The sequence below is a fragment of the Curtobacterium sp. ME26 genome, assembly GCF_903970945.1.
Classification (GTDB): domain Bacteria; phylum Actinomycetota; class Actinomycetes; order Actinomycetales; family Microbacteriaceae; genus Curtobacterium; species Curtobacterium citri.
This window is the reverse complement of the sequence record NZ_CAJCKG010000014.1, coordinates 1-23170: the sequence shown is the minus strand read 5'-3', so window position 1 is coordinate 23170 and position 23170 is coordinate 1. Positions and strand designations below refer to the sequence as shown.

Sequence of the window (23170 nt, the reverse complement as noted above, 5' to 3'; positions counted from 1 at the left end):
CACGCGGCCCCGCGGGCGGTCAGCGCCCCGCGCGCTCCTCGCGCCGCAGACGCCGGCGCCGCAGCCGGTTGATGCGCGTCGCCCACGTCGGACCCTCGTAGAGGAACGCCGTGTAGCCCTGCACGAGGGTCGCCCCCGCGTCGATGCGGTCCTGTACGTCCTGCTCGCTCGTCACGCCACCGACCGCGATCACGCAGAAGTCGGACGGCACCGCGGCGCGCACCCGGCGCAGGACCTCGAGCGACCGGGCGGCGACCGGTGCCCCGGAGAGGCCACCCGCCCCCATCGCCTCGACCTCGGCGGCCGGCGTGACGAGGCCCGTCCGGGCGATCGTCGTGTTGTTCGCGATGACGCCCGCGAGACCGAGGTCGACCGCGAGTCCGGCGATGGCGTCGATCTGCTCGTCGGTCAGGTCCGGCGCGATCTTGACGAGCACCGGGGTGTTCCCGGCGGCGTCGCGGACGGCGGAGAGCAGCGGTCGGAGCTGGTCGAGCTCCTGCAGACCGCGCAGCCCCGGGGTGTTCGGCGAGCTGACGTTGACGGCGAGGTAGTCGGCGAAGGGGGCGAGCAGCCGCGTCGACTCGAGGTAGTCGTCGACGGCGTCCTCGACCGCCACCACGCGGCTCTTGCCGATGTTGACCCCGATGACCGGACGTCCGGGGTTGCGGCGCGCCCGCTCGAGCCGTCGAGCCGCGCGCGCAGCACCGTGGTTGTTGAAGCCCATCCGGTTGACGAGTGCCCGGTCGGCGATGAGCCGGAAGAGTCGCGGCTTCTCGTTGCCCGGCTGCGGCTTCGCGGTGATCGTGCCGACCTCGACGTGCCCGAACCCGAGCAGCCCGAGCCCGGCGATCCCCCGCGCGTCCTTGTCGAACCCGGCAGCCAGCCCGAAGCGCGAGGGGAAGTGGATCCCCATCGTCGTGACGCCGTCGGCGGCGGAGGGCCGCGAGTACCGCTCGACGACCCCGGCCAGGAACGGCACCGCCGGCAGCGCCCGGATCACCGCGAACGCGATGTGGTGCGCCCGCTCCGGGTCCATGTTCGCGAACACCGACCGGAAGACCACGGCGTAGCCGTTGCGCACGGCCTGCTCGGCGAGACCGCTCATGCGCTGTTGCCCGCTCCGCTGCCGGTCTGCGTCGCCGCGTGGTGGTCGAGCCGGAGCTGCCCGATCGCCTCCTCGAAGTCCTCGAGCGTGTCGAACGCCTGGTACACGCTCGCGAAGCGGAGGAACGCGACCTCGTCGAGTTCGCGGAGCGGTGCGAGGATCGCGAGACCGATGTCGTTCGCGTCGATCTGGCTCGACCCCGACGCCCGGACGGTCTCCTCGACGCGCTGCGCGAGCACGGCCAGGTCCCCGTCGGTCACCGGGCGGCCCTGGCACGCCTTGCGGACTCCGGAGACGATCTTGTCGCGGCTGAACGGCTCGGTCACGCCGTTCCGCTTCACGACGTTGAGCGAGGCGGTCTCGGTGGTCGAGAACCGGCGTCCGCAGTTCGGGCACTGGCGGCGTCGACGGATCGAGGTGCCGTCGTCGCTCGTGCGGGAGTCGACGACGCGGGAGTCCGGGTGGCGGCAGAAGGGGCAGAACATGTCGCTGCCCAGGCTATCGGCTCGGCGGCCGCACCAGGGGCGCGACGACGGACCGGTGGACGATCAGGCCCTGCCGGTCCGCTCCGTGACGGCCGCACCGTGGCCGGGCAGCTGCTCCTCGGACGACAGCGCGACGATGTGCGGAGCGACCTCGGCCAGCGCCGCTGCCGTGTAGCGGATGACCTGCTGCGGCCGCAGGAACGTCGACGCGGACAGGCCCGAGCCGAACCGCGCCTGGCCGCCGGTCGGCAGCACGTGGTTCGACCCGGCGAGGTAGTCCCCCAGGCTCACGGGCGTACTCGGCCCGACGAACACGGCACCCGCCGCGTCGATGTCGGCCAGCACGGCGTCGTCGTCCGCGGTCTGGATCTCCAGGTGCTCCGGTCCGTAGGCGTTGCTCACCGTCGCAGCGTCGGCGAGCGAGTCCACCAGCACCACGGCCGACTGCGGACCGTCGAGTGCGGTCTGGAGGCGCGCTGCCGTCCCGAGCGCCGCCACCCGTTCCGGGATCGCCGCCTCCACCGCGTCGGCGAACGTCGCCGACGTCGTTACCAGCACGCTGCCGGCCTGCTCGTCGTGCTCCGCCTGGCTGACGAGGTCGGCGGCGACGTAGCCGGGGTCCGCGGAGTCGTCGGCGATCACGAGGATCTCCGTCGCCCCGGCCTCGGAGTCGATGCCGACCACGCCGCGCACCAGGCGCTTCGCGGCGGCGACGAAGTTGTTGCCCGGCCCGGTCACGAGGTCGACTGGTTCGAGGCCGATCTCGGCGACGCCGTACGCCAGGGCTCCGACCGCGCCGGCACCGCCCATCGCGTACACCTCGTCGATGCCGAGGAGCCCCGCCGCGGCGAGGATCGTCGGGTGCACCCGCCCGCCGTGCGCACGCTGCGGCGGCGACACGAGGGCGATCGAGCCGACCCCGGCGACCTGCGCGGGCACGACGTTCATGACGACGCTCGACGGGTAGACGGCCTTGCCGCCGGGCACGTACAGGCCGACGCGGCGCATGGGCTGCCAGCGCTGGTGCACCTCGGCGCCGTCCGCGAGCGTGGTGACGGAGCCGGCGGGCACCTGCGCGGCACTCGCCGCACGGACGCGGCGGATGGCCTCGTCGAGGGCCTCGCGGAGTGCCGGGGCGAGCCCGGCCACGGCGGCGGCGATCTCGGCGGCGGGCACGCGGACGTGCTCGGGCGCTCCCCCGTCGAACCGCTCGGCCTGCTCGCGCAGCGCCGACGCCCCGTGGTGTCGGACCGCGTCCACGAGCTCGCGCGCCGCGTCGACGGCGTGGGAGACGTCGCCGACGGCGCGCGGCATGAGGCGGAGGAGGTCGGCACGGGCGGGCAGTCCGCCGCGGAGGTCGATTCGCTGCATCATCAGACCGCCAAGCCTACCGACGCGGGACGGGAGACCACGGTGCCCGACCCTCGGGGTGCCGCGGCCGGCCCGCAGACGGACGAGGCGCCGACAGGAGGACCGGACCCGTGCCTCCCGGCCGTCAGGTGAGTGCGTCGACGACGGGTCGGTGTCGCCGGATCGCAGCGTCGTCCCACGCACCGAGCAGGTGGAGCGTCGCGATGCGGAACGCGAGGGCGCGCACGAGCAGTTGCCGCCAGTCGGCGGTCCCGACACCGAGTGCGTCGACCCTGTCGACCGGCAGGCCGTGCCAGCAGACGGCGTCCGTCACCGCGATGGCGGCGGCGTAGCCGGGGGCTCGCCAGTAGGGCGCCCAGTCGATGACGACGGGGGCAGCGCCCGGACCGCTGAACAGGACGTTGCCGAGCAGGTCGCCGTGCACCAGCTGCTCCGGTGCGCTCACCGGGCGGAACGCGGCGGCGAGTCGGGCGAGCGTGCGCCCCGGTGGCAACGCCGCCTCGCCCCAGGCCGCTCGGTCGGCGCGGCTCCAAGCGTCGTCCTTGCGGTCGAGGAAACCGGGCCGATCGAGGTGGGCAACCGCCCGGTGGAACGCCGCTCCCGCGCGGAGGACGTCCTCGACACGGCGCTCGTCCGCGTGGCCGGGTACCCACTCCCAGGCTTCCCAGTCGCCGGACCGCCACCCTCCGTCCGCGGTCGCGACCGGACGCGGGGTGCGGAAGTCGTCGTGGTGGTGCAGCGCTGCGAGGACGTCGGCGCGCCAGTCCGTCTCGGCGGCGCCGTCGTGCGGACGGAGCACCACGTGGCCCGCCCGGTACGTGCGGCCGCGACCACCGGCGAGCCGTCCCACCGGTTCCACGGCTCCGAACGCCCGCACGACCGCGGGGTCCGGAGCACGCGTGTCCGGCGTCACACCAGGCAGCGCGGACCGAGCAGGCTCTTCAGCTCGCCGAACAGGTCCGGCGTCAGGTTCACCGGGAACGGCAGCTCGAAGGTGCGCGCGACGGAGTCCTTGAGCAGCCGGAGCCGCACCTCGGTCTCCCCCGTGTGCCGGCCGAGCACCGCCGCGAGCTCGGTGACGATCTCGGTCGTCGCCTGCCGCTCGGGCACGGACAGCGTGAGCGGGCCGGAGCCCATCGCGTCGCCGACGTTCGGCTGGAACATGCTCACGGCGTGCAGGGCCTTGCCGTCGTCGCGCACGTTGACGCGACCGCGGAGCACCACGATCGAGTCGGCGACGAGCGACGGACCGAACTCCTGGTACGTCTTGCCGAGGAACATGACACCGATCTCGCCGCCGAAGTCCTCGATCTGGACGATCCCGTACGGGTTGCCGCTCGACTTCGCGACGCGGTGCTGCACGCTCGTCAGCAGCCCGGCGACGGTGACCGTCTCGCCCTCGATGCCGTCGTCGGCCGCGATGACGTCCGCGATGGTGATCGACTGGTGCTTCGCGAGCTCGATCTCGAGCCCCGCCAGGGGATGGTCGGACACGTAGAGGCCGAGCATGTCGCGCTCGAACGCGAGCTTGTCGCGCTTGGCCCACTCGGGACGCTCCGGCACCTGCGACACGGGGGCCGCCGCGGGCTGTTCCTCGGCGACCTCGGCGAACAGCGAGTCGAAGTCGAAGCCGACGTTGCCGTGGGCTTCGTCACGCTTCACCTTGACCGCGCTCTCGACCGCCCCCTCGTGGATCTCCACGAGTGCGCGACGCGAGTCGCCGAACTCGTCGAAGGCGCCCGCCTTGATGAGCGACTCGACGGTCCGCTTGTTCGCGGACGAGATCGGGATCTTCCGGAGGAAGTCGTGGAAGGACTCGAACGCGCCCTTCTCCGTCCGCGCCTGCACGATGTCGTCGACGACGTTGAAGCCGACGTTGCGGATCGCACCCATGCCGAAGCGGATGTCGTCGCCGACGGCGGCGAAGAAGCCGATCGACTCGTTGACGTCCGGCGGCATGACCCGGATCCCCATGCGGCGGCACTCGTTGAGGTACAGCGCGAGCTTGTCGCGCGCGTCGCCGACGCTCGTGAGCAGTGCCGCCATGTACTCGGCCGGGTAGTGCGCCTTGAGGTACGCCGTCCAGAACGACACCACGCCGTACGCCGCCGAGTGCGCCTTGTTGAACGCGTAGTCGGAGAACGGCAGCAGGATGTCCCACAGCGTCTTGATGGCAGCGGCCGAGTAGCCGTTGTCCTGCATGCCCTTCTCGAAGCCGGCGTACTGCTTGTCCAGCTCGGACTTCTTCTTCTTGCCCATCGCGCGACGGAGGATGTCCGCCTGGCCGAGGGAGAACCCGGCGACCTTCTGCGCGATGGCCATGACCTGCTCCTGGTAGATGATCAGGCCGTAGGTCGTGCCGATGATGTCCTGGAGCGGTTCCTCGAGCTCCGGGTGGATCGGGGTGATCGGCTGCTCGCCGTTCTTGCGGAGCGCGTAGTTCGTGTGCGAGTTCGCACCCATCGGCCCCGGGCGGTACAGGGCGATGAGCGCGGAGATGTCCTCGAAGTTGTCCGGCTTCATGAGCCGGAGCAGCCCGCGCATCGGACCGCCGTCGAGCTGGAACACCCCGAGGGTGTCACCGCGCTGCAGCAGCTGGTAGGCCGCCTCGTCCTCGAGCCCCATGGTCTCGAGGTCGAGGTCGATCCCCCGGTTCGTCTTGATGTTGTCGAGGGCGTCACTGATGATCGTGAGGTTCCGGAGCCCCAGGAAGTCCATCTTGATCAGGCCGAGCGACTCCGCAGCCGGGTAGTCGAACTGCGTGACGATCTGACCGTCCTGCTCACGCTTCATCACCGGGATGATGTCGATGAGCGGCTCGCTCGACATGATGACGCCAGCGGCGTGGACGCCCCACTGACGCTTCAGGCCCTCGAGTCCGAGGGCGGTGTCGAAGACGGTCTTCGCCTCCGGGTCGGTCTCGACGACCGTCCGGACGTCGACCGCCTCCTTGTACCGGGGGTGGTCCTTGTCGAAGATCCCGGTCAGCGGGATGTCCTTGCCCATCACGGGCGGCGGCATCGCCTTCGTGAGCTTCTCGCCCATGCCGAACGGGAAGCCGAGCACGCGGGACGAGTCCTTCAGCGCCTGCTTGGCCTTGATGGTGCCGTACGTGACGATCTGCGCGACGCGCTCCGACCCGTACTTCTCGGTGACGTACTTGATCGCCTCACCGCGGCGCCGGTCGTCGAAGTCGACGTCGAAGTCGGGCATCGAGACGCGGTCCGGGTTGAGGAACCGCTCGAAGATGAGGCCGTGCCGGATCGGGTCGAGGTCGGTGATGCGCATCGCGTACGCCACCATCGAGCCGGCGCCGGAACCACGGCCCGGACCGACCCGGATGCCGTTGTTCTTCGACCAGTTGATGAAGTCCGCGACCACCAGGAAGTAGCCCGGGAAGCCCATCTGGTTGATGATCCCGACCTCGTAGTCGGCGCGGTCCTGGACCTCCTTCGAGATGCCGCCCGGGTACCGGTACTCGAGCCCCTTCGCCACCTCCTTCTCGAACCAGGAGTGCTCGGTCTCGCCCGCGGGGACGGGGAACTTCGGCATGTAGTTGGCGGCGGTGTCGAACTCGACGTCGCACCGCTCGGCGATGAGCAGCGTGTTGTCGCACGCCTCGGGGTGGTCACGGAAGACGTGCCGCATCTGCTGCGGGGTCTTGAGGTAGAACTCGTCGGCGTCGAACTTGAACCGGTTCGGGTCGTTCAGCGTCGAGCCGGACTGCACGCAGAGCAGTGCCGCGTGCGACTTCGCGTCGTGCGAGTGCGTGTAGTGCAGGTCGTTCGTGCCGACGAGCGGGATGCCGAGGTCCTTCGAGATGCGCACGACGTCCTCGATGACACGGCGTTCGATCTCGAGGCCGTGGTCCATGATCTCGGCGAAGTAGTTGTCCTTGCCGAAGATGTCGCGGTAGTCGGCGGCCGCCTTGAGCGCCTCGTCGTACTGCCCGAGGCGCAGGCGCGTCTGGATCTCGCCGGACGGGCAGCCCGTCGTCGCGATGATGCCCTCGTGGTACTGGTCGAGGAGCTCGATGTCCATGCGGGGCTTGAAGTAGTACCCCTCGATCGACGCGCGGCTCGACAGCCGGAACAGGTTGTGCATGCCCGTCGTGTTCTCGGCGAACATCGTCATGTGCGTGTACGCGCCGGACCCCGAGACGTCGTCGCCGCCGCCGTCCCCCCAGCGCACGCGCGTCTTGTCCGAGCGGTGCGTGCGGGGCGTGATGTACGCCTCCGTGCCGATGATCGGCTTCACGCCGCCGGCCTTCGCGGCCTTCCAGAACTCGAACGCCCCGAACATGTTGCCGTGGTCGGTGACCGCGACGGCGGGCATGCCCTGCGCGGCGGTCTCGGCGACGAGGTCACTCAACCGCGCCGCACCGTCGAGCATCGAGTACTCGCTGTGCACGTGCAGGTGGACGAAGGAGTCGGATTCCGACACGGGACCTCCGGTTTCGACGGGGACTGCTGCGGGGCGGGACAACTCTAACCGCCGGCACCGACCTCCCCGGCGTGTCCGCCGGGTCGGCCGGCCGCCCGCGCCCGCGAGCGGGCAGGACACGCCGCAGGCGTCCCGTCCAAGCGGGCAGGACACGTCGGCTGGTGCCGCCGAGCGCCACAGATGCTGCCCGCTCGGCGGACGGCGACGGACGCGACCCGGTGACGGACGGGAGGCGCGTGGCGGCGCCGCGACGCGCCTCCCGTCCGTCCCCGGTGCACCCGCGGTAGGCCACCTGGGCAGGACACGCGACGCTCCGGCCGCGGCGGTCCCACGACTCGCCGCGTGCGGGCTGTCCAGGTTCGGCAGGTTGCTCAGATGCGCGCCGACATGCCGCAATTGCGGAACCTCGGCGACCGGCACGCGGCGCGGCGCGACGCGACGCGACGAGCCGCCTACGCCGACGCGGCGCGGATGCGCTCGAGCGCCTGCTGCAGGTCGTCCGGGTAGTCCGCCTGGAACTCCACCCACTCGCCCGAGCGCGGGTGCTCGAACCCGAGCCGCACCGCGTCGAGCCACTGCCGCGTGAGCCCGAGCTCGGCCGCGAGCACCGGGTCCGCCCCGTAGGTGGTGTCACCGACGAGGGGGTGCCGCGTCGCCGCCATGTGCACGCGGATCTGGTGCGTGCGTCCCGTCTCCAGGTGCACCTCGAGCAGGGTGGCCGCCCGGAAGGCCTCGAGCGTCGCGTAGTGCGTCACGCTCGGCTTGCCGTCGGCCGTCACCGCGAACTTCCAGTCGCTCGACGGGTGCCTGCCGATCGGCGCGTCGATCGTGCCCGAGGTCGGGTCCGGGTGCCCCTGCGCGAGCGCGTGGTACACCTTCTCGACGGTGCGCTCCTTGAACGCCCGCTTCAGGTGCGTGTACGCGAGCTCGGTCTTCGCGACGACCATCAGGCCGGAGGTCCCGACGTCGAGCCGGTGCACGATGCCCGCGCGTTCGGCGGCGCCGGAGGTGGCGATGGTGAAGCCCGCGGCGGCCAGGCCTCCCGGCACCGTCGGCCCGTCCCACCCGGGCGACGGGTGCGCGGCGACGCCGACGGGCTTGTCGACCACGACGATGTCGTCGTCGTCGTGCACGATCGTCATGCCCGGCACCGCAGCCGGCACGATGCGGGGCGGTTCCTTCGGAGCCCACTCGACCTCGAGCCACGAGTCGGCGTGCAGGCGGTCGGACTTGCCGACCTCGACGCCGTCGACCCGGACCCCGCCGGCCGCGACGACGTCGGCCGCGAAGGACCGCGAGAACCCGAGGAGCTTGGCGATGGCGGCGTCGACGCGCTCGCCCGCGAGCCCGTCCGGCACCGGGAGGGAACGGTGCTCGCTCACGTCGCGTCGTGCCCGAGGACGTCGTGGCCGTCGCGCGGCGCACGCGGGTCCGGTTCCGGACGGGCGGCACGGCTCGCGCCGGCGACATCGGCGCGCGTCGACGGGGTGGTCGTGTCCTCGTCGGCGCGTGCCGCCGCGGCGTCGGCCGCGCGCTGCTGCTTCGCCGAGAGCGCCCGGGTGCCGTCGAGGTTGACCCCGAGGACCACGAGGAGCACGAAGACCACCATGCTGACGCAGATGAACGAGTCCGCGATGTTGTAGATCGCCGGCATCATCCACGGTGTCGAGATGAAGTCGACCACGTGGCCCCGGCCGAACCCGGGCTCGCGGAAGAGCCGGTCGAGCAGGTTGCCGAGCGCGCCGCCGAGCAGCATGCCGAGCACGATCGCCCACCACATCGAGCGGATGCGCCGGGCGTAGACGACGATGGCGACGACGACCGCCGTCGAGACGATCGAGAAGACCCAGGTCATGTTCACCGCGAACGAGAACGCGGCCCCCGGGTTGCGGACGTACAGGAGCTGGAGTGCGTCACCGAGGACGGGCACCACCTGGCCGTAGGGCAGGTTCGCGACCACGAGCGCCTTGACGCCCTGGTCGAGTGCCACCACGACGACAGCGGCGAAGGCCAGTGCCGCGATCGCGCGGACACTGACCTTCGCTCGTGGTGCTGGTCGGGACAACGTCAGTTGCCGAAGCCCTGCGCCGACGCCGGCGCGGGGGTGAGACCGGACTGCTCGGAGCCCGAACCGCCCAGCTCGTCGAGCTGCCCCTGGATGTAGCTCTTGAGCTGCGCACGGTAGTCGCGCTCGAACGTGCGGAGCTCGTCGATCTTGCCCTCGAGCTGGCGCTGCTCCTGCTCGAGCACCGCGACACGCTGACGGTTCGTGTTCTCGGTGTCGGCGATGATCTGGCGCTGCTTGGCCTCGGCCTCGCTCACGAGGCGGGCGGCCTGCGCGGTGCCCTCGGCGATGAGCGCGTCGCGCTTCTCGATGCCCTCGCGGACGTGCTCCTCGTGGAGACGACGGGCGAGCGTGAGGAGGTTCGTGGTGCCCTCGGTGTCCTCGTCGGCGGGGACCGTCGACGGGGCGGGAGCGGCGGCGGCGACCGGCGCGGGCTCCGGAGCGGCGGCGACGGGGGCCGGCTCGGGCTCGGGCGTCGGAGCGGGCTGCTCGTCGTGCTCCGCGGTGGTCTGCGCGTCGGCGGGCTGCTCGACCGCGGCCGGCTTCGGCGCCGACTCGGCGGCCTGCAGGCGCTGCCGGAGCTCGTCGTTCTCGGCCGTCAGGCGACGGAGCTCGACGACGACCTCGTCCAGGAAGTCGTCGACCTCGTCCTGGTCGTAGCCTTCCCGGAACTTCGTCGGCTGGAACCGCTTGTTGACTACGTCTTCCGGCGTCAAAGCCATTGCCGTCACCTCGATAGAACTGCTGAACGTGTGGAACCACTTGCGTCGCGACCGAACCTACCAGTCACGTCGAGCGGTGCGGACGTCCGCCGGGGCGGACATCGATCCCGATCACCGTACACCGGAGCCGGATCGGAACCGTGACCTTCGCCTGGGCGTGGCGCGTGTCGCGGCGGAACGCGGTCAGAAACCGCGGGCGAGGCCCCCGACGATCACCCGGAGGATGATCACCACGAGCATGACGATGGTCCACCCGAAGTCGAGCGCCACCGGCCCGAGCCGCAGCGGCGGGAGGAGCCGCCGGACGAACCGGATCGGCGGGTCGGTCAGGGTGTAGACCACGTCGGCGACGACCAGCAGGGCGCCACGGGGACGCCACGACCGGCTGTAGGCCTGCACGATGTCGAACGCGAACCGACCCCACATCACGAAGAAGTAGAGGAGGAGGGCGAAGGAGAGGATCCCGAAGACCAGTGACACGATGGGGCTCGCTCGGCTCGGGTGCGTCCGTCGTCAGGACGGCCGCACGGGGCGGGCTGAACCGCGGGGACGGCTCAGGACTGGGCGAAGAAGGACGCCTCGATGTCGGACTCTACCTCAGCCGGCTCACCGCTCACCGCGACGTGGGCGGGCGAGAGCAGGAAGACCTTGTTCGTGACGCGCTCGATCTTCCCGAACAGCCCGAGCGACAGGCCCGATGCGAAGTCGATCATGCGACGCGCGTCCGACTCGGTCATCTGCGAGAGGTTGATGATGACGGGGATGCCGTCGCGGAAGCTCTCGGCGATGGACTGGGCGTCCTTGTACTCGCGCGGGTGGACGGTGAGGATCTCGTTCATTTCCTGGACCGGGGTCGCCTTCTGTGCGGTCGTGTGCGAGCGGCGGAGCGGGGTGACCTGGGCGCCGCGCTGGTGGGTGTGCGTCTTGGGCTCGGCGGGTGCCGCAGCGGGTGCGGCGGCGGCCGGTGCCTCCGGTGCCGGGGTCGCGGCCGCAGTGGCGACGGGAGCCGGGGCGGCGGCGGGCTGGCGCGTCTGCGCCGGAGCCGCCTGCTGCTGCTCGTCCTCGTACAGTTCCTCGTCGGCGAGGCCGAGGTAGACCATCGTCTTCTTGAGCGGGTTGGCCATGGTTCCTCCGGAGTTCGTGCTCGTGGATGCCCTGGGACGAGGCTAGGGCGCGACGGGCCGGTTTCCCGTGATTGCCGTGCCGATGCGGAGGTGTGTCGCGCCCTCGGCGATCGCCTCCGCGAAGTCGCCGCTCATGCCGGCCGAGACGTCGGTGGCGCCGGGCGCGAGGGACACGACACGCTCGGAGATCGCGCGGAGCCGAACGAAGGCGCGACGGGGCTCCTCGTCGAGCGGTGCGACGGCCATCACCCCGCGCAGGCGGACCGTGCCGGTCGCCAGGACCCGTTCGGCCATCGCCTCGACGTCCTCCGGCTGGACACCGCCGCGGCCGGGGTCGTCGGTGAGGTTGACCTGGACGAAGCCGTCGATCACGCGCGGGTCCGGCTCGGCGTCCGTCGGCGCGAAGGCGTCGACGACCGAGTCGCGGTCGAGCGACTGGACGACGTCGGCGTACCGCCGCGCCTGGCGTGCCTTCTTCGACTGCAGCTGTCCGACGAAGTGCCAGGTGAGGTCGAGGTCGGCCAGCTCCGCGGCCTTCGCCTGGGCCTCCTGGTGCCGGTTCTCCCCCACGTCGGTGACGCCGAGCGCGGCGAGCTCGCGGACGAGGGAGGCCGGGTGGTACTTGGTGACGACGACGAGCGTCAGCTCGTCGGCCGAGCGCCCCGCTGCGCGGGCCGCGTCTGTGATCGCGGACCGGACGGACGCGAGACGCGCCTCCAGTCCGTCACGGTCGACGGTCTGGAGGCGCGTCTCGGCAGCCACGGGAGGCTTACTTCAGGAAGTCGGGGACGTCGAGCTCGTCGTCGTCGTCGAACGCCGGGTCGGCGGCACGACGCACGGGCGCCTCGTGCTCCTGCGACGACCAGGACGGTGCGCTCGTCGCGGTGTCCTCGATCGCGCCGGTGCCGGCCGCGCCGGACGACGCACCCGCGCCGCCCTCGGGATCGACCCAGCTCGAGCGGTGCTGCTTCTGCTGCTGCGAGCTCGGCTCGCCGCCGTCGAAGCCCGCGGCGATGACGGTCACGCGGACCTCGTCGCCGAGGGTGTCGTCGATCACGGCACCGAAGATGATGTTGGCCTCGGGGTGGACGGCCTCCTGCACCAGGCGCGCGGCATCGTTGATCTCGAAGATGCCGAGGTTCGAGCCGCCCTGGATCGACAGGAGCACGCCGTGGGCACCGTCGATCGAGGCCTCGAGCAGCGGGGACGCCACGGCGAGCTCGGCGGCCTTGATGGCACGGTCGGCGCCCCGCGAGGAGCCGATTCCCATGAGCGCCGAACCGGCGCCCTGCATGACCGACTTGACGTCGGCGAAGTCGAGGTTGATGAGACCGGGCGTGGTGATGAGGTCGGTGATGCCCTGGACACCGGCGAGCAGGACCTGGTCGGCGGTCGCGAAGGCCTCGACCATGGAGATGCCGCGGTCGCTGATCTCGAGCAGGCGGTCGTTCGGCACGACGATGAGCGTGTCGACCTCGTCCTTGAGCGACGCGACGCCGTTCTCGGCCTGCGACTGACGACGCTTGCCCTCGAAGCTGAAGGGCTTCGTGACGACACCGATCGTGAGCGCGCCGATCGACTTCGCGATGCGCGCGACCACGGGCGCACCACCCGTCCCGGTGCCGCCGCCCTCGCCGGCCGTGACGAAGACCATGTCGGCACCCGCGAGGGCCTCCTCGATCTCCTCGGCGTGGTCCTCGGCGGCACGACGGCCGACCTCGGGGTCCGCGCCGGCGCCGAGACCGCGGGTGATCTCGCGGCCGACGTCGAGCTTGACGTCGGCGTCGCTGAGCAGCAGTGCCTGTGCGTCGGTGTTGATCGCGATGAACTCGACGCCGCGGAGGCCGAGCTCGATCATGCGGTTCACGGCGTTCACGCCGCCGCCGCCGACACCGACGACCTTGATGACGGCGAGGTAGTTGTGGTTCGTGGTCACGTCAGTCGGGCCTCCGGTTGAACCCTCAACCTCTACTTGAAGTTCAGGGGCAATGCTGGTAGATGTGGTGCTCCCCCGACGCTACGGGTGTGCTCCGCAGGCTGTCGCCCCGCCACGCCGCGTGTCGCCGATCGCGGTCGTCGATTCCTGCTCACGCGGCGTCCGCCCGGCAGCGACGGCGCGTCAGTCCTTCGCGCGGACGATGCCGTTGTCCGGCGCCGACACGTCGAACTCGACCTTCGTGTCGGGGTTCCGCGCGGTGTGGTCCTTGACGAGTGCCGCGAGCAGTGCCGCCTTCGCGTCCGACGAGTCCGGGCTCCCCCACACGACGGTCGACCCGTCGCCGAGCGTCAGCGTGACGTCGTCCGCCGTGCTCGCGCGGACGTCCGTCACCTGGTTGCGGACGGTCGACGGCAGCGACAGGACGACCTCGGTCATCGTGCGGAAGACCGGGGACCCGAGCTCGGCGCGGGCGACGTCGGCGACCGGCACGCCCTCCGGGCGCTTGGGCGACGACTGCACGACGATGCCGGCCGGGTCGACGAGGTCGAAGGACTTCCCCGACGGCACGGCGACGACCGGCGTGCGCTCGGTGACGGTCACCACCAGGGTGTGCGGCGGGACCTCCTCGGTCACGTAGCTCTCGATGAGGGGGAAGCCGGCGATGTCCCGCTTGACCTCGTCGAAGTCCAGCCGGGCGAGCGGCGTGCCGACCTGGTCGGAGAGCGCCTGCCGCAGGGCGGTCGCGTCGACGCGGTCGGTACCGCGGACCTCGATCGTCCGCAGGGCCATGAGCGGCGAGGTGACGGCGACGAGGATCGAGGCACCGAACACCACGACGACCGCCGCGACCGTGATCCACGCGGCACGACGGTGCCGGGCCCTGCGGGTGAACCGCCGGACCTCGGCGCGTTCGAGCAGCCGACGGCGGCGCTTCGCCACGCGGGCCTCGCGGGCGGTCTCGGCGGCGCGGACGCCCGCACCGATCGGGGTCGCGTGCGCGCCCGTGGCCGCAGCACCGGAGTCGTCGGCAGCGTGGTCGGCGACCGACGGCACGGCCGCGTCGATGACGTCGGTGACGGTGGCGAGGCGTCCGGGCCCGCCGCCGTCGGTGCCGTCGTGGGTGCCGTGCTCGGCAGCCGGGTGCGCCCCCGGGCGGGCGGTGTCGTGGTCGTCGTCGGCCTGGTACTCCCGCAGCCGTTCGGCGACCGAGGAGAAGCCGGCGCCGAGCCGACGGCCGGCAGCGCTGGCGATCGCGCCGGCGCGGTCCCGGTGACCGGGCGCGCCGGACGCAGCCGTGGCGGTGGGGTCGACCCGCTCGTCGACCCGCTCGTCGACGGGGGCCGACGTACCGGGGTCCCGGTGGGCCTCCCGGCCGTCGGTCGCGGGCGGACGTGACGGGCGCCGCGGGATCAGCGGGCCACGACGCTGCCGTGGCGTCGACGCGCGCTCGGCTGGGCCGGCCGGTTCCTCCGGACGCCCGTCGAAGCCCTCGGGACGCTTCACTGCGTGCGCGTCCCGTCGTGCAGGGCACCGAGGACCTGCGGGATGATGCGGTACACGTCGCCGCAGCTGAGCGTCATGACGATGTCGCCCTCGCGCGCGACGTCGGCCGCGCGTGCGGACGCCTCGTCCCAGTCGGGCAGGAAGTCCACGCGGGACTGGTCCACGAACCGCTCCTGCACGAGGGCACCGGTCACGCCGGGCTCCGGGTCCTCCCGGGCGCCGTAGACGTCGAGGACCACGGTGTGGTCGGCGAGCTCCTCGTAGACCTTCGCGAAGTCCCCCGCCATCAGGCGGGTCCGCGAGTACAGGTGCGGCTGGTGGATCGCGATGATGCGGCCGTCGCCGACGACGTTCCGGGCGGCGCGGAGTGCGGCCGCGACCTCGGTCGGGTGGTGCGCGTAGTCGTCGTACACGGAGACACCGCGCTCGACGCCGTGCAGCTCGAAGCGCCGCTCGGTGCCGCCGAACGCCTCGATGCCGCGGATCGCGTCGGCCGGGGCGACCCCGAGACCGGTGAGCACCGCGAAGGCGCCGACGGCGTTCACGGCGTTGTGCCGTCCGGGCACGCGCAGGGTCATGTGGTGCGACTCGCCCCCGGCGCGCAGGTCGACCTCGACGCTCGCCGACTCGACGATGCGCTCGATGCGGACGTCGGCGTCGGCGGCCTCGCCGAACGTGACGATCTCGGGTGCGCCCTCGCGCGCCCGGACGCCCGCCGTCACGCGCTTCGCGCCGGCGTCGTCGCTCGAGACGACGATGCGTTCGCGTGCCCGGCCGGCGAACTCGACGAACGCGTCGATGAAGGCGTCCTCGCTGCCGTAGTGGTCGAGGTGGTCCGCGTCGACGTTCGTGACGAGGGCCACGGCGACGTCGTAGAGCAGGAAGGAGCCGTCGGACTCGTCGGCCTCGACGACGAACAGGTCGCTCGTGCCCGGGGCCGAGCTCGTGCCGAGCGACTGGATGACGCCGCCGTTGACGAAGCTCGGGTCGAGTCCGAGCTCGACCATGGCGGTGACGATCATGCCGGTGGACGTGGTCTTGCCGTGGGCGCCGGCGACCGCGACGAGGCGGTGGTCGGCGATGAGGGCGGCGAGGGCCTGGGACCGGTGCAGGACCGGCAGGCCGCGGCGCTGCGCCTCGAGGAGCTCGGGGTTGTCCGGCCAGAGGGCGCTGGTGACGACCACGGTGTCCGCGTCACCGAGGTTCGCCGCGTCGTGCCCGACGTGCACCTCGGCGCCGAGGTCGCGCATGGTGCCGGTCGTCGCGGTCTCGCGGGAGTCGCTGCCGGTGACGCGGTGCCCGGCGGCGAGGAACATCCGGGCGATGCCGCTCATGCCGGAGCCGCCGATGCCGATGAAGTGGACCGTGCCGAGGTCGTCGGGGATCGGCTGGGTCAGGTCCGGCTTGATGGTCATCGTTCCTCCGTGGTGCTGGTGCCGGCGCTCGGGCTGGGGCTCGGGCTCGTGCTCGGGCTCGGGCTCGGGCTCGGGCTCGTCGCGTCCGTGGCGGTGCGCGTCTCCCCGCTGCCGCGTCGGGCCCGTGGGGTGGCCCCGACCGCCGCGTCCTGGACGAGCGCCGTCATCCGGTCGGCCCCGTCGCGGTGGCCCACGCTCCCCGCACGCACCGCCATGTCCGCGATGCGGGCCCGGTCGCGCAGGATGCCGAGCAGCTGGAACGAGACCCAGTCCTCGGTGAACGCGGCGTCGTCCACCAGCACCGCTCCCCCGGCGCCGACGACGTCCGCCGCGTTGTGCCGCTGCTCGCCGTTGCCGACCGGGTAGGGCACGAGCACGCTCGGCAGACCGACGGCGGTCAGCTCGCAGACCATGCCGGCACCGGAGCGCGAGACCACGAAGTCCGACGCGGCGTAGGCCAGGTCCATCCGGTCGCAGTACGGCAGCACGTGGTACCCGTCGAGGTCGCTGGGGCCGATGTCCGACTTGCCGCCGACGACGTGCAGCACCTGCCACCCGGCGTCGACGATCGCCGTCGCGGACCGGTTCACGGTCGCGTTGATGCTCCGCGCACCGGAGGAGCCGCCGGTGACGAGCAGGACGGGTCGGTCCGGGTCGAGGCCGAACTCGGCCAGCCCCTCGGCGCGCGCGGCACGGCGGTCGAGCGTCTCGATCTCCCGGCGCAGTGGCATGCCGACCACGCGGCCGTGGCGCAGGCGAGTGTTCGAGAACGTCAGCCCGACGTGCCGGGTGAGGAACGCGGCGAGCCGGTTCGCCAGCCCGGGCTTGGCGTTCTGCTCGTGCACGACGATCGGCGTGCCCGTGCGCTTCGCCGCGATGTAGGCCGGCGCGGCCGCGTAGCCGCCGACCCCGAGGACCACCTCGACGTCGTGCTCGCGGATGAACCGCTCGGTGCGCCGGACCGCCGCCGCGAACCGTCCGGGGAAGCGCAGCGCGCGGGCGTCGAGCCGACGCGGGAACGGCAGGCGCGGGATCGTCAGCAGCTCGTAGCCGCGCATGGGCACGAGCCGCGACTCGAGCCCCTCGGCCGTACCGAGCACGAGCACCCGGGCCTCCGGGTCGCGCTCGGTCAGCCGGTCGGCGACGGCGAGCAGCGGGTTGACGTGTCCGGCGGTGCCGCCGCCGGCGAAGAGGTACGTGCTCACCGGAACCTTCCGTTCTGGGGTGCGAGGTCGTGCCGCGGCCCGCCGACCGCGTTCCGTCCGGGCAGGTCGCGGGCGAAGGACAGCACGACACCGATGGCCACGAGGGTCATGATGAGCGCCGAACCTCCGGCGGAGATGAGCGGGAGCGGGACGCCGAGGACGGGCAGGAGCCCGAGCACCACCGCGATGTTGACGAGCGCCTGCCCGATGATCCAGGCGAGGATCGCGCCGGTCACGGTGCGGACGAAGGGGTCGTTCGACTGGCGGATCACCTTGATCATGCTGACCGCCAGGACCACGAAGAGCGCGAGGACGACGACGGCCCCGATGAGCCCGAGCTCCTCGCCGATGATGGCGAAGATGTAGTCGTTGTCGGCCTCGGGCAGCCACGACCACTTGGCCTTGGAGTTGCCGAGCCCGACGCCGAAGACCCCGCCGGACGCCAGCGCCCACATGCCGTGGACCGGCTGCCAGCAGAGGTCCTGGTACTGGTTGGAGTCGGTGCACCCGGACAGCCACGCGCTGATGCGGACCTGCCGGGAGGACGAGGCCATCGTCACGAAGGGCAGGACCACCCCGACCGCGACGACGATCGCGAGCAGGTGGCGTGCGCGGGCGCCGCCGATGTAGAGCGCGCCGAGCACCAGGATGAGCATGATCATCGCGGTGCCCTGGTCGCCACCGAGGAGCACCATGCCGAGCGGCAGCACCGTGGCGATGCCGACCGGGACGAAGATCTCCTTCCAGTCCCGGAGCTTGTCGCGCTTGGCGTACATGATCGCGCCGATGCCGAGCGCGAGCGCGAGCTTGATCGCCTCGGACGGCTGCGCGGTGAACGACCCGAAGCCGACCCAGTTCCGGTTGCCCTGCACCTCGATGCCGAGCGGTGTGTAGACGAGCAGCTGCAGGAAGAGCGCGGCGCCGAGGATCCGCATCGCCCACTTCCGCCACACCCGCGCGGGCACGCGACTGGCGACGAGCATGAGCGGGACGCCGAGCACGGCGTACAGCCCCTGTCGCGACGCCGCCCCGAAGAAGTCGTGCGTCGCCGCGTACTGCTCGACGCTCGACGAGGACAGCACCATCACGACGCCGAAGACGACGAGGAACAGCGTCACGCCGAGGATCGTGTAGAACGTGCTCGACTCGGCGACGAAGACGTTCTTGACCGCGACGACGGCGCCGTGCGTCCGGCGTGGTCCGTCGGCACGGGGGGAACCGGCCGCCGTGCGGGTGCCGCTACGGCCGCTCGGGAGATCCGTGGTCGCCATCGGCTGTGCCTCCCAGGTGCTCGTGGACCGCCGCCGCGAATCGACGCCCCCGGTCGGCGTAGGAACCGAACTGGTCGAACGACGCAGCAGCCGGGGCGAGGAGGACCGTGTCGCCAGGTCGCGCGACCGAAGCGGCATGCCGGACCGCCTCGGGCATGACGTGTTCAGTGTCCGTCGCCTCGACCTGCAGGACCGGCACCCCGGGCGCGTGTCGCGCGAATGCCTCGAGCACGGGCGCGCGGTCGGTCCCGATCACGATCGCCGCCCGGGCGTCCGGACCGAAGCGCTCGACGAGCCCGTCGATGTCGACGCCCTTGAACTGGCCACCGACGATCCAGACGACGGTCTCGAACGACGCCAGCGACGCCGTCGCCGCGTGCGGGTTCGTGGCCTTCGAGTCGTCGACCCAGGTGATGCCGTCCGCCGTCGCGACGTGCTCGGTGCGGTGGTGGTCGGCGCGGAACCCCTGCACGGCGCTGCGGATGTGCGCCGGTGCGACGGACGCGGCACGCGCGAGGGCGGCGGCGGCCAGGACGTTCATGGTCATGTGCGGGCTCGCGAGGCCGGCCTGCTCGAGGTCGGCCAGGGTGGCCAGCTCGAGCGCGCTGTTGCGGCGGTCCTCGGTGAAGGCGCGGTCGCAGAGCACGTCGTCGACGATGCCCACGTCGCCCGGTGCGGGGACCCCGGGGGTGAAGCCGACGGCACGGCAGCCCTCGACGACGTCGGCCTGCTCGACCATGCGGCGGGTGGCGTCGTCGGCGGTGTTGTAGACGCACGCCATGACGGAGCGCTCGTAGACCTTCGCCTTCGCGGCCCGGTAGGCCTCGGCGGAACCGTGCCACTCGAGGTGGTCGTCGGCGATGTTCAGGCAGCCGCTCGCGAGCGGCACGACGGCGCCGTCGCCCGTGGTGGGCATGTAGTGCAGCTGGTGGCTGGAGAGCTCGACGACCAGGACGTCGAAGCCCTCCGGGTCGCGGACGACGTCGAGCACCGGCACGCCGATGTTCCCGCACGCGACCGCACGGAGTCCGGACGCGGCGAACATCGCGGTGGTCAGCTGCGTGGTCGTGGTCTTGCCGTTCGTGCCGGTGATCGTCACCCAGGGCGCCGCGATCGGGCCGCGCACGACCTTGTCGCGGACGCGCCACGCGAGCTCGATGTCGCCCCAGACCACGCTGTTCGCCGTGGCCCACTGCACGCTCGCGTTGTGCGGCGGCAAGCCGGGCGAGACGACCACGAGGTCCGGCGCCTGCGCGACGAGCGACTCGGGCACGGTGTCGAGCGACGTGCGCTCGAACCGGGCACCGATGACGTCGAGCAGCTCGACGGTGTCGTCGGGTCCGTCCGGGGCGTGGACGGTGACCTCGCTGCCGAGCTCGACCAGGGTGTCCGCCACCGAGAAGCCGGTGGCGCCCAGCCCGAGCACAGCGACCCGGAGCCCCTTCCACCCCTCGGCGTACCAGCTGTCGAGGCCGTCGAGCCGAGCGGTGGGCGTGCGGGCGTCAGCCGACACGGGCGATCCATTCCAGGTAGAAGAGTCCGACACCGGCGGCGACGCAGAGTCCCGCGATGATCCAGAACCGGACGACGACGGTCACCTCGGCCCACCCCTTCAGCTCGAAGTGGTGGTGCAGCGGGCTCATCCGGAAGATGCGCTTGCCGTGGGTGATCTTGAAGTAGGCCCGCTGCAGGATGACCGAGCCGGTGACGATGAAGAACAGTCCACCGATGAGGATCAGCAGCAGCTCGGTGCGGCTCAGGATCGCGAGACCGGCCAGGGCGCCGCCGAGGCCGAGCGACCCCGTGTCGCCGAGGAAGATCTGCGCGGGCGAGGTGTTGTACCAGAGGAAGCCGATGAGGCCACCGCAGACCGCGGCCGCGACGACGGCCAGGTCGAGCGGGTCGGTCGTGCTGTAGCAGGCGTGCGCGGTGCTCTCGTCGAGCCGCACGCCGCCGCAGATCTGGTTGGACTGCCAGAACCCGATGATCACGTACGAGCCGATCGCGAGGATGCTCGACCCGGTCGCGAGACCGTCGAGGCCGTCCGCCACGTTCACGCCGTTCGACGTCGAAACCGTGAGCAGCACGATCCACGCCAGGTACAGGACCGTGCCGATGACGGTCCCGAGCACCATGAAGTCGAGCCACGGGACGTCGCGGATCGCGGAGATCATCGTGGACGCCGGGGGCTTGCCGTTCCCGGTCGGCACGACGAGCGCGATCGTGGCGAAGATGACGCCGACGATGACCTGGCCGAGGACCTTGGCCCACCCGCCGAGCCCGAGGCTCCGCTGGCGTCGCACCTTCAGGAAGTCGTCGATGAAGCCGACGAACCCGAGTCCGACCATGAGGAACAGCACGAGCAGCCCGGACAGGGTGACGGAGTCACGCCCGACCAGGTGTCCGACGAAGTAGCCCAGCACCGCGCCGATGATGAGGACGATGCCGCCCATCGTGGCCGTGCCGCGCTTCGTGTGGTGCGACTGCGGGCCGTCGTCACGGATGAACTGTCCCCACCCGAGACGGTGGAACAGCTTGATGAACAGCGGCGTGAGCAGCAGTGTGAACACCAGCGACACGGCGCCGGCGACGAGGAGCGCGATCATTCGGTGACACCTCCGAGGCGGTCGCCGAGGAATCGCAGTTCGGCTGACTTCGAGGACTTGACCAGGACGACGTCGCCGGGGCGGACCATCTCCTGCAGGGCACGGACGGCGTCGTCGACGTCCTCGACGTACACGGACTCCCCGTCCCACGACCCCTCGAGCGTGGCGGCCTGGTGGATGGCGGCGGCGCCGGGTCCGACGACCACGAGCTGTCCGATGCCGAGCCGGACGACGAGCCGACCGATGGTGTCGTGCTCCTCGGTCGCGTACTCGCCGAGCTCGGCCATCTCGCCGAGCACGGCGACGGAGCGCTCGCCCGGGCGCACGACCTGCGCCAGGGTGCGGAGCGCGGCCGCCATCGAGTCCGGCGAGGCGTTGTAGGCGTCGTTGATGACGGTGACGCCCTCGGGTCCGCCCTGGAGGAGCTCCATGCGCCAGCGCTCGGCCCGCGTCATCGACGCGAGCGCCTCGGCGCCGGCGGCGAGCGGGACCCCCCACAGGTGCGCGACGGTGAGCGCGGCGGACGCGTTCATCGCGTGGTGCTCACCGAGGATGGCGAGCCGGACGTCGACGGTCTCGGGGAAACGCGTGGTGCCTCCCGGCTGGTCCGTCGCGTCGGCGAGACCGTCGCCTCCGGGGCGGACGGGAGGCGCGGTGAGCGTGAAGCGGGTGCCGCTGCGGTCCGTCTCGATGCCGCCGATGCGGTAGTCGGCACCCGCGGACGTGCCGAACCCGACGACGGTCGCGTCGGTCAGCGCCCGCATGGACGCGACACGGTCGTCGTCGACGTTGAGCAGCGCGGTCGCGGTCGCCGGCAGGTCGGTGACCATCTCCGACTTCGCGCGCTGCGTGGCCTCGATGCCGCCGAACTCCCCCGCGTGCGCGAGTCCGACCTTGAGGACGACGCCGACGTCCGGCTCGGCGATCGAGACGAGCTTCGCGATGTGACCGATGCCGCTGGCACCCATCTCGACCACGAGGAACCGCGTGTCGTGGGTGATGCGGAGCATCGAGACCGGGGCGCCGACGTGGTTGTTGAAGGACCCCTGCGGCGCGACGGTGTCGCCGTGCTGCTCGAGGATGGTCCGGAGCATGTTCTTCGTGCTCGTCTTGCCGTTCGAGCCGGTGATGCCCACCACGCGCAGGGGGGCGGGGCGGCCCTGCTCGTCGACGCGGTCGGCGCTCGAGGCGCGGACGCGCGCGACGACCTCGTGCGCGAGCGCGGCGAGGGCGGCGTACCCGTCGGGCACGACGACCTGCGCGGTGTCGCTGCCCTCGGGCAGCTCGACCGCGCGTTCGGTGACGACGAGCGCGGCACCGGCCTCGGCCGCGGCCGGCACGAAGCGGTGGCCGTCGGTCTCCTCACCGAGCAGGGCGAAGAACACGCTGCCGGCGCCGACCAGGCGCGAGTCGGTCTCGACGCTGCCGTCGACGACCCGTCCGCGGGCACCGCTGACGAGCTCGCCGCCGATCGCGGTGGCGATCTCGGCGAGGGTCAGCGCGATCATCGGATCTCCTCCGCCGGACCGGAGTTCGGCTCCCAGCCGGCCTCGCGGAGGGCCTGGCGGGCCTCGTCGCGGGCCGAGTACGGCGTGCGGACGCCCGCGATGTCGCGGTAGTCCTGGTGCCCGGGACCGGCCCAGAGGATCGAGTCCCCCTCCCCGAGCAGGCTGACCGCCTTGCGGATCGCGGCCTCGGGCGGGCTCACCTCGTACGTCTCGTGGTCCGGGTAGGCCTCGCGCGCGGCGTCGACCAGGGTCTTCCGGATCGACGCGGCGTCCTCGAAGCGGGGGTGGTGGTCGGTGACGACGAGCACGTCGCTGCCGGCCGCCGCCACGCGCGCCATGTCGCCGCGCTTGGTCGTGTCGCGGTCGCCGTCGGCGCCGAAGAGCATGAGGACCCGGCCGGTCGTGAAC

20 protein-coding genes are annotated in these 23170 nt (G+C 71.9%); all 20 read right to left on the bottom strand.

What is annotated here, in order from left to right; all coding sequences use genetic code 11:
- Positions 1–19: 19 nt before the first annotated feature.
- On the bottom strand, positions 20–1105 hold the full coding sequence (locus tag H7A69_RS07665) for a quinone-dependent dihydroorotate dehydrogenase (RefSeq protein WP_182046520.1): 1086 nt from the start codon (positions 1103–1105) through the stop codon (positions 20–22).
- Positions 1102–1590, bottom strand: coding sequence for a transcriptional regulator NrdR (gene nrdR, locus H7A69_RS07660; protein ID WP_182046519.1), 489 nt, complete (start codon positions 1588–1590; stop codon positions 1102–1104). The genes H7A69_RS07665 and nrdR overlap by 4 nt, the downstream gene beginning before the upstream one ends.
- A 63-nt stretch (positions 1591–1653) precedes the next feature.
- A complete protein-coding gene (gene hisD / locus H7A69_RS07655) occupies positions 1654–2964 on the bottom strand; it encodes a histidinol dehydrogenase (RefSeq protein WP_182046518.1) in 1311 nt (436 codons plus the stop codon).
- Between the two features lie 121 nt (positions 2965–3085).
- Entirely contained in the window at positions 3086–3838 is a 753-nt protein-coding gene (locus H7A69_RS07650) for an aminoglycoside phosphotransferase family protein (RefSeq protein WP_259346135.1), read from the bottom strand.
- Positions 3839–3870: 32 nt separating this feature from the next.
- Entirely contained in the window at positions 3871–7404 is a 3534-nt protein-coding gene (gene dnaE, locus H7A69_RS07645; protein ID WP_182046516.1) for a DNA polymerase III subunit alpha, read from the bottom strand.
- 452 nt (positions 7405–7856) lie between these two features.
- On the bottom strand, positions 7857–8786 hold the full coding sequence (locus H7A69_RS07640; RefSeq protein WP_069711155.1) for an RluA family pseudouridine synthase: 930 nt from the start codon (positions 8784–8786) through the stop codon (positions 7857–7859).
- Positions 8783–9469: a signal peptidase II gene (gene lspA, locus H7A69_RS07635; RefSeq protein ID WP_259346134.1), complete on the bottom strand. Its 687-nt coding sequence runs from the start codon at positions 9467–9469 to the stop codon at positions 8783–8785. Before lspA ends, H7A69_RS07640 begins: the two co-directional genes overlap by 4 nt.
- Before the next feature lie 2 nt (positions 9470–9471).
- The gene (locus tag H7A69_RS07630) at positions 9472–10191 is read right to left on the bottom strand and encodes a DivIVA domain-containing protein (protein ID WP_182046515.1); all 720 of its coding nucleotides are present in this window, start codon (positions 10189–10191) and stop codon (positions 9472–9474) included.
- Positions 10192–10374: 183 nt separating this feature from the next.
- Entirely contained in the window at positions 10375–10671 is a 297-nt protein-coding gene (locus tag H7A69_RS07625) for a YggT family protein (RefSeq protein WP_220456212.1), read from the bottom strand.
- Positions 10672–10745: 74 nt separating this feature from the next.
- Positions 10746–11315, bottom strand: coding sequence for a cell division protein SepF (locus H7A69_RS07620; RefSeq protein ID WP_182046514.1), 570 nt, complete (start codon positions 11313–11315; stop codon positions 10746–10748).
- Positions 11316–11357: 42 nt separating this feature from the next.
- Positions 11358–12077 (bottom strand): YggS family pyridoxal phosphate-dependent enzyme, encoded by a 720-nt coding sequence (locus H7A69_RS07615; protein WP_182046513.1) that lies wholly within the window; start codon positions 12075–12077, stop codon positions 11358–11360.
- 7 nt (positions 12078–12084) lie between these two features.
- The gene (gene ftsZ, locus H7A69_RS07610; RefSeq protein ID WP_069711161.1) at positions 12085–13251 is read right to left on the bottom strand and encodes a cell division protein FtsZ; all 1167 of its coding nucleotides are present in this window, start codon (positions 13249–13251) and stop codon (positions 12085–12087) included.
- Positions 13252–13434: 183 nt separating this feature from the next.
- Positions 13435–14757 (bottom strand): FtsQ-type POTRA domain-containing protein, encoded by a 1323-nt coding sequence (locus H7A69_RS07605; protein ID WP_182046512.1) that lies wholly within the window; start codon positions 14755–14757, stop codon positions 13435–13437.
- Positions 14754–16172, bottom strand: a complete 1419-nt coding sequence (murC, locus tag H7A69_RS07600; protein ID WP_182046511.1) for a UDP-N-acetylmuramate--L-alanine ligase — start codon at positions 16170–16172, stop codon at positions 14754–14756. The genes H7A69_RS07605 and murC overlap by 4 nt, the downstream gene beginning before the upstream one ends.
- Positions 16169–17377, bottom strand: coding sequence for a UDP-N-acetylglucosamine--N-acetylmuramyl-(pentapeptide) pyrophosphoryl-undecaprenol N-acetylglucosamine transferase (locus H7A69_RS07595; protein WP_182046510.1), 1209 nt, complete (start codon positions 17375–17377; stop codon positions 16169–16171). Before H7A69_RS07595 ends, murC begins: the two co-directional genes overlap by 4 nt.
- The gene (ftsW, locus tag H7A69_RS07590; RefSeq protein WP_182046509.1) at positions 17374–18648 is read right to left on the bottom strand and encodes a putative lipid II flippase FtsW; all 1275 of its coding nucleotides are present in this window, start codon (positions 18646–18648) and stop codon (positions 17374–17376) included. Before ftsW ends, H7A69_RS07595 begins: the two co-directional genes overlap by 4 nt.
- The gene (murD, locus tag H7A69_RS07585) at positions 18617–20161 is read right to left on the bottom strand and encodes a UDP-N-acetylmuramoyl-L-alanine--D-glutamate ligase (protein WP_182046508.1); all 1545 of its coding nucleotides are present in this window, start codon (positions 20159–20161) and stop codon (positions 18617–18619) included. The genes ftsW and murD overlap by 32 nt, the downstream gene beginning before the upstream one ends.
- A complete protein-coding gene (mraY, locus tag H7A69_RS07580; RefSeq protein WP_182046507.1) occupies positions 20151–21254 on the bottom strand; it encodes a phospho-N-acetylmuramoyl-pentapeptide-transferase in 1104 nt (367 codons plus the stop codon). Before mraY ends, murD begins: the two co-directional genes overlap by 11 nt.
- Positions 21251–22762, bottom strand: coding sequence for a UDP-N-acetylmuramoyl-tripeptide--D-alanyl-D-alanine ligase (locus H7A69_RS07575; RefSeq protein WP_182046506.1), 1512 nt, complete (start codon positions 22760–22762; stop codon positions 21251–21253). The genes mraY and H7A69_RS07575 overlap by 4 nt, the downstream gene beginning before the upstream one ends.
- Positions 22759–23170, bottom strand: a 412-nt coding sequence (locus tag H7A69_RS07570) for a glutamate ligase domain-containing protein (RefSeq protein ID WP_310648882.1), incomplete at its 5' end; no start/stop codon positions are given. The genes H7A69_RS07570 and H7A69_RS07575, both read right to left, overlap by 4 nt.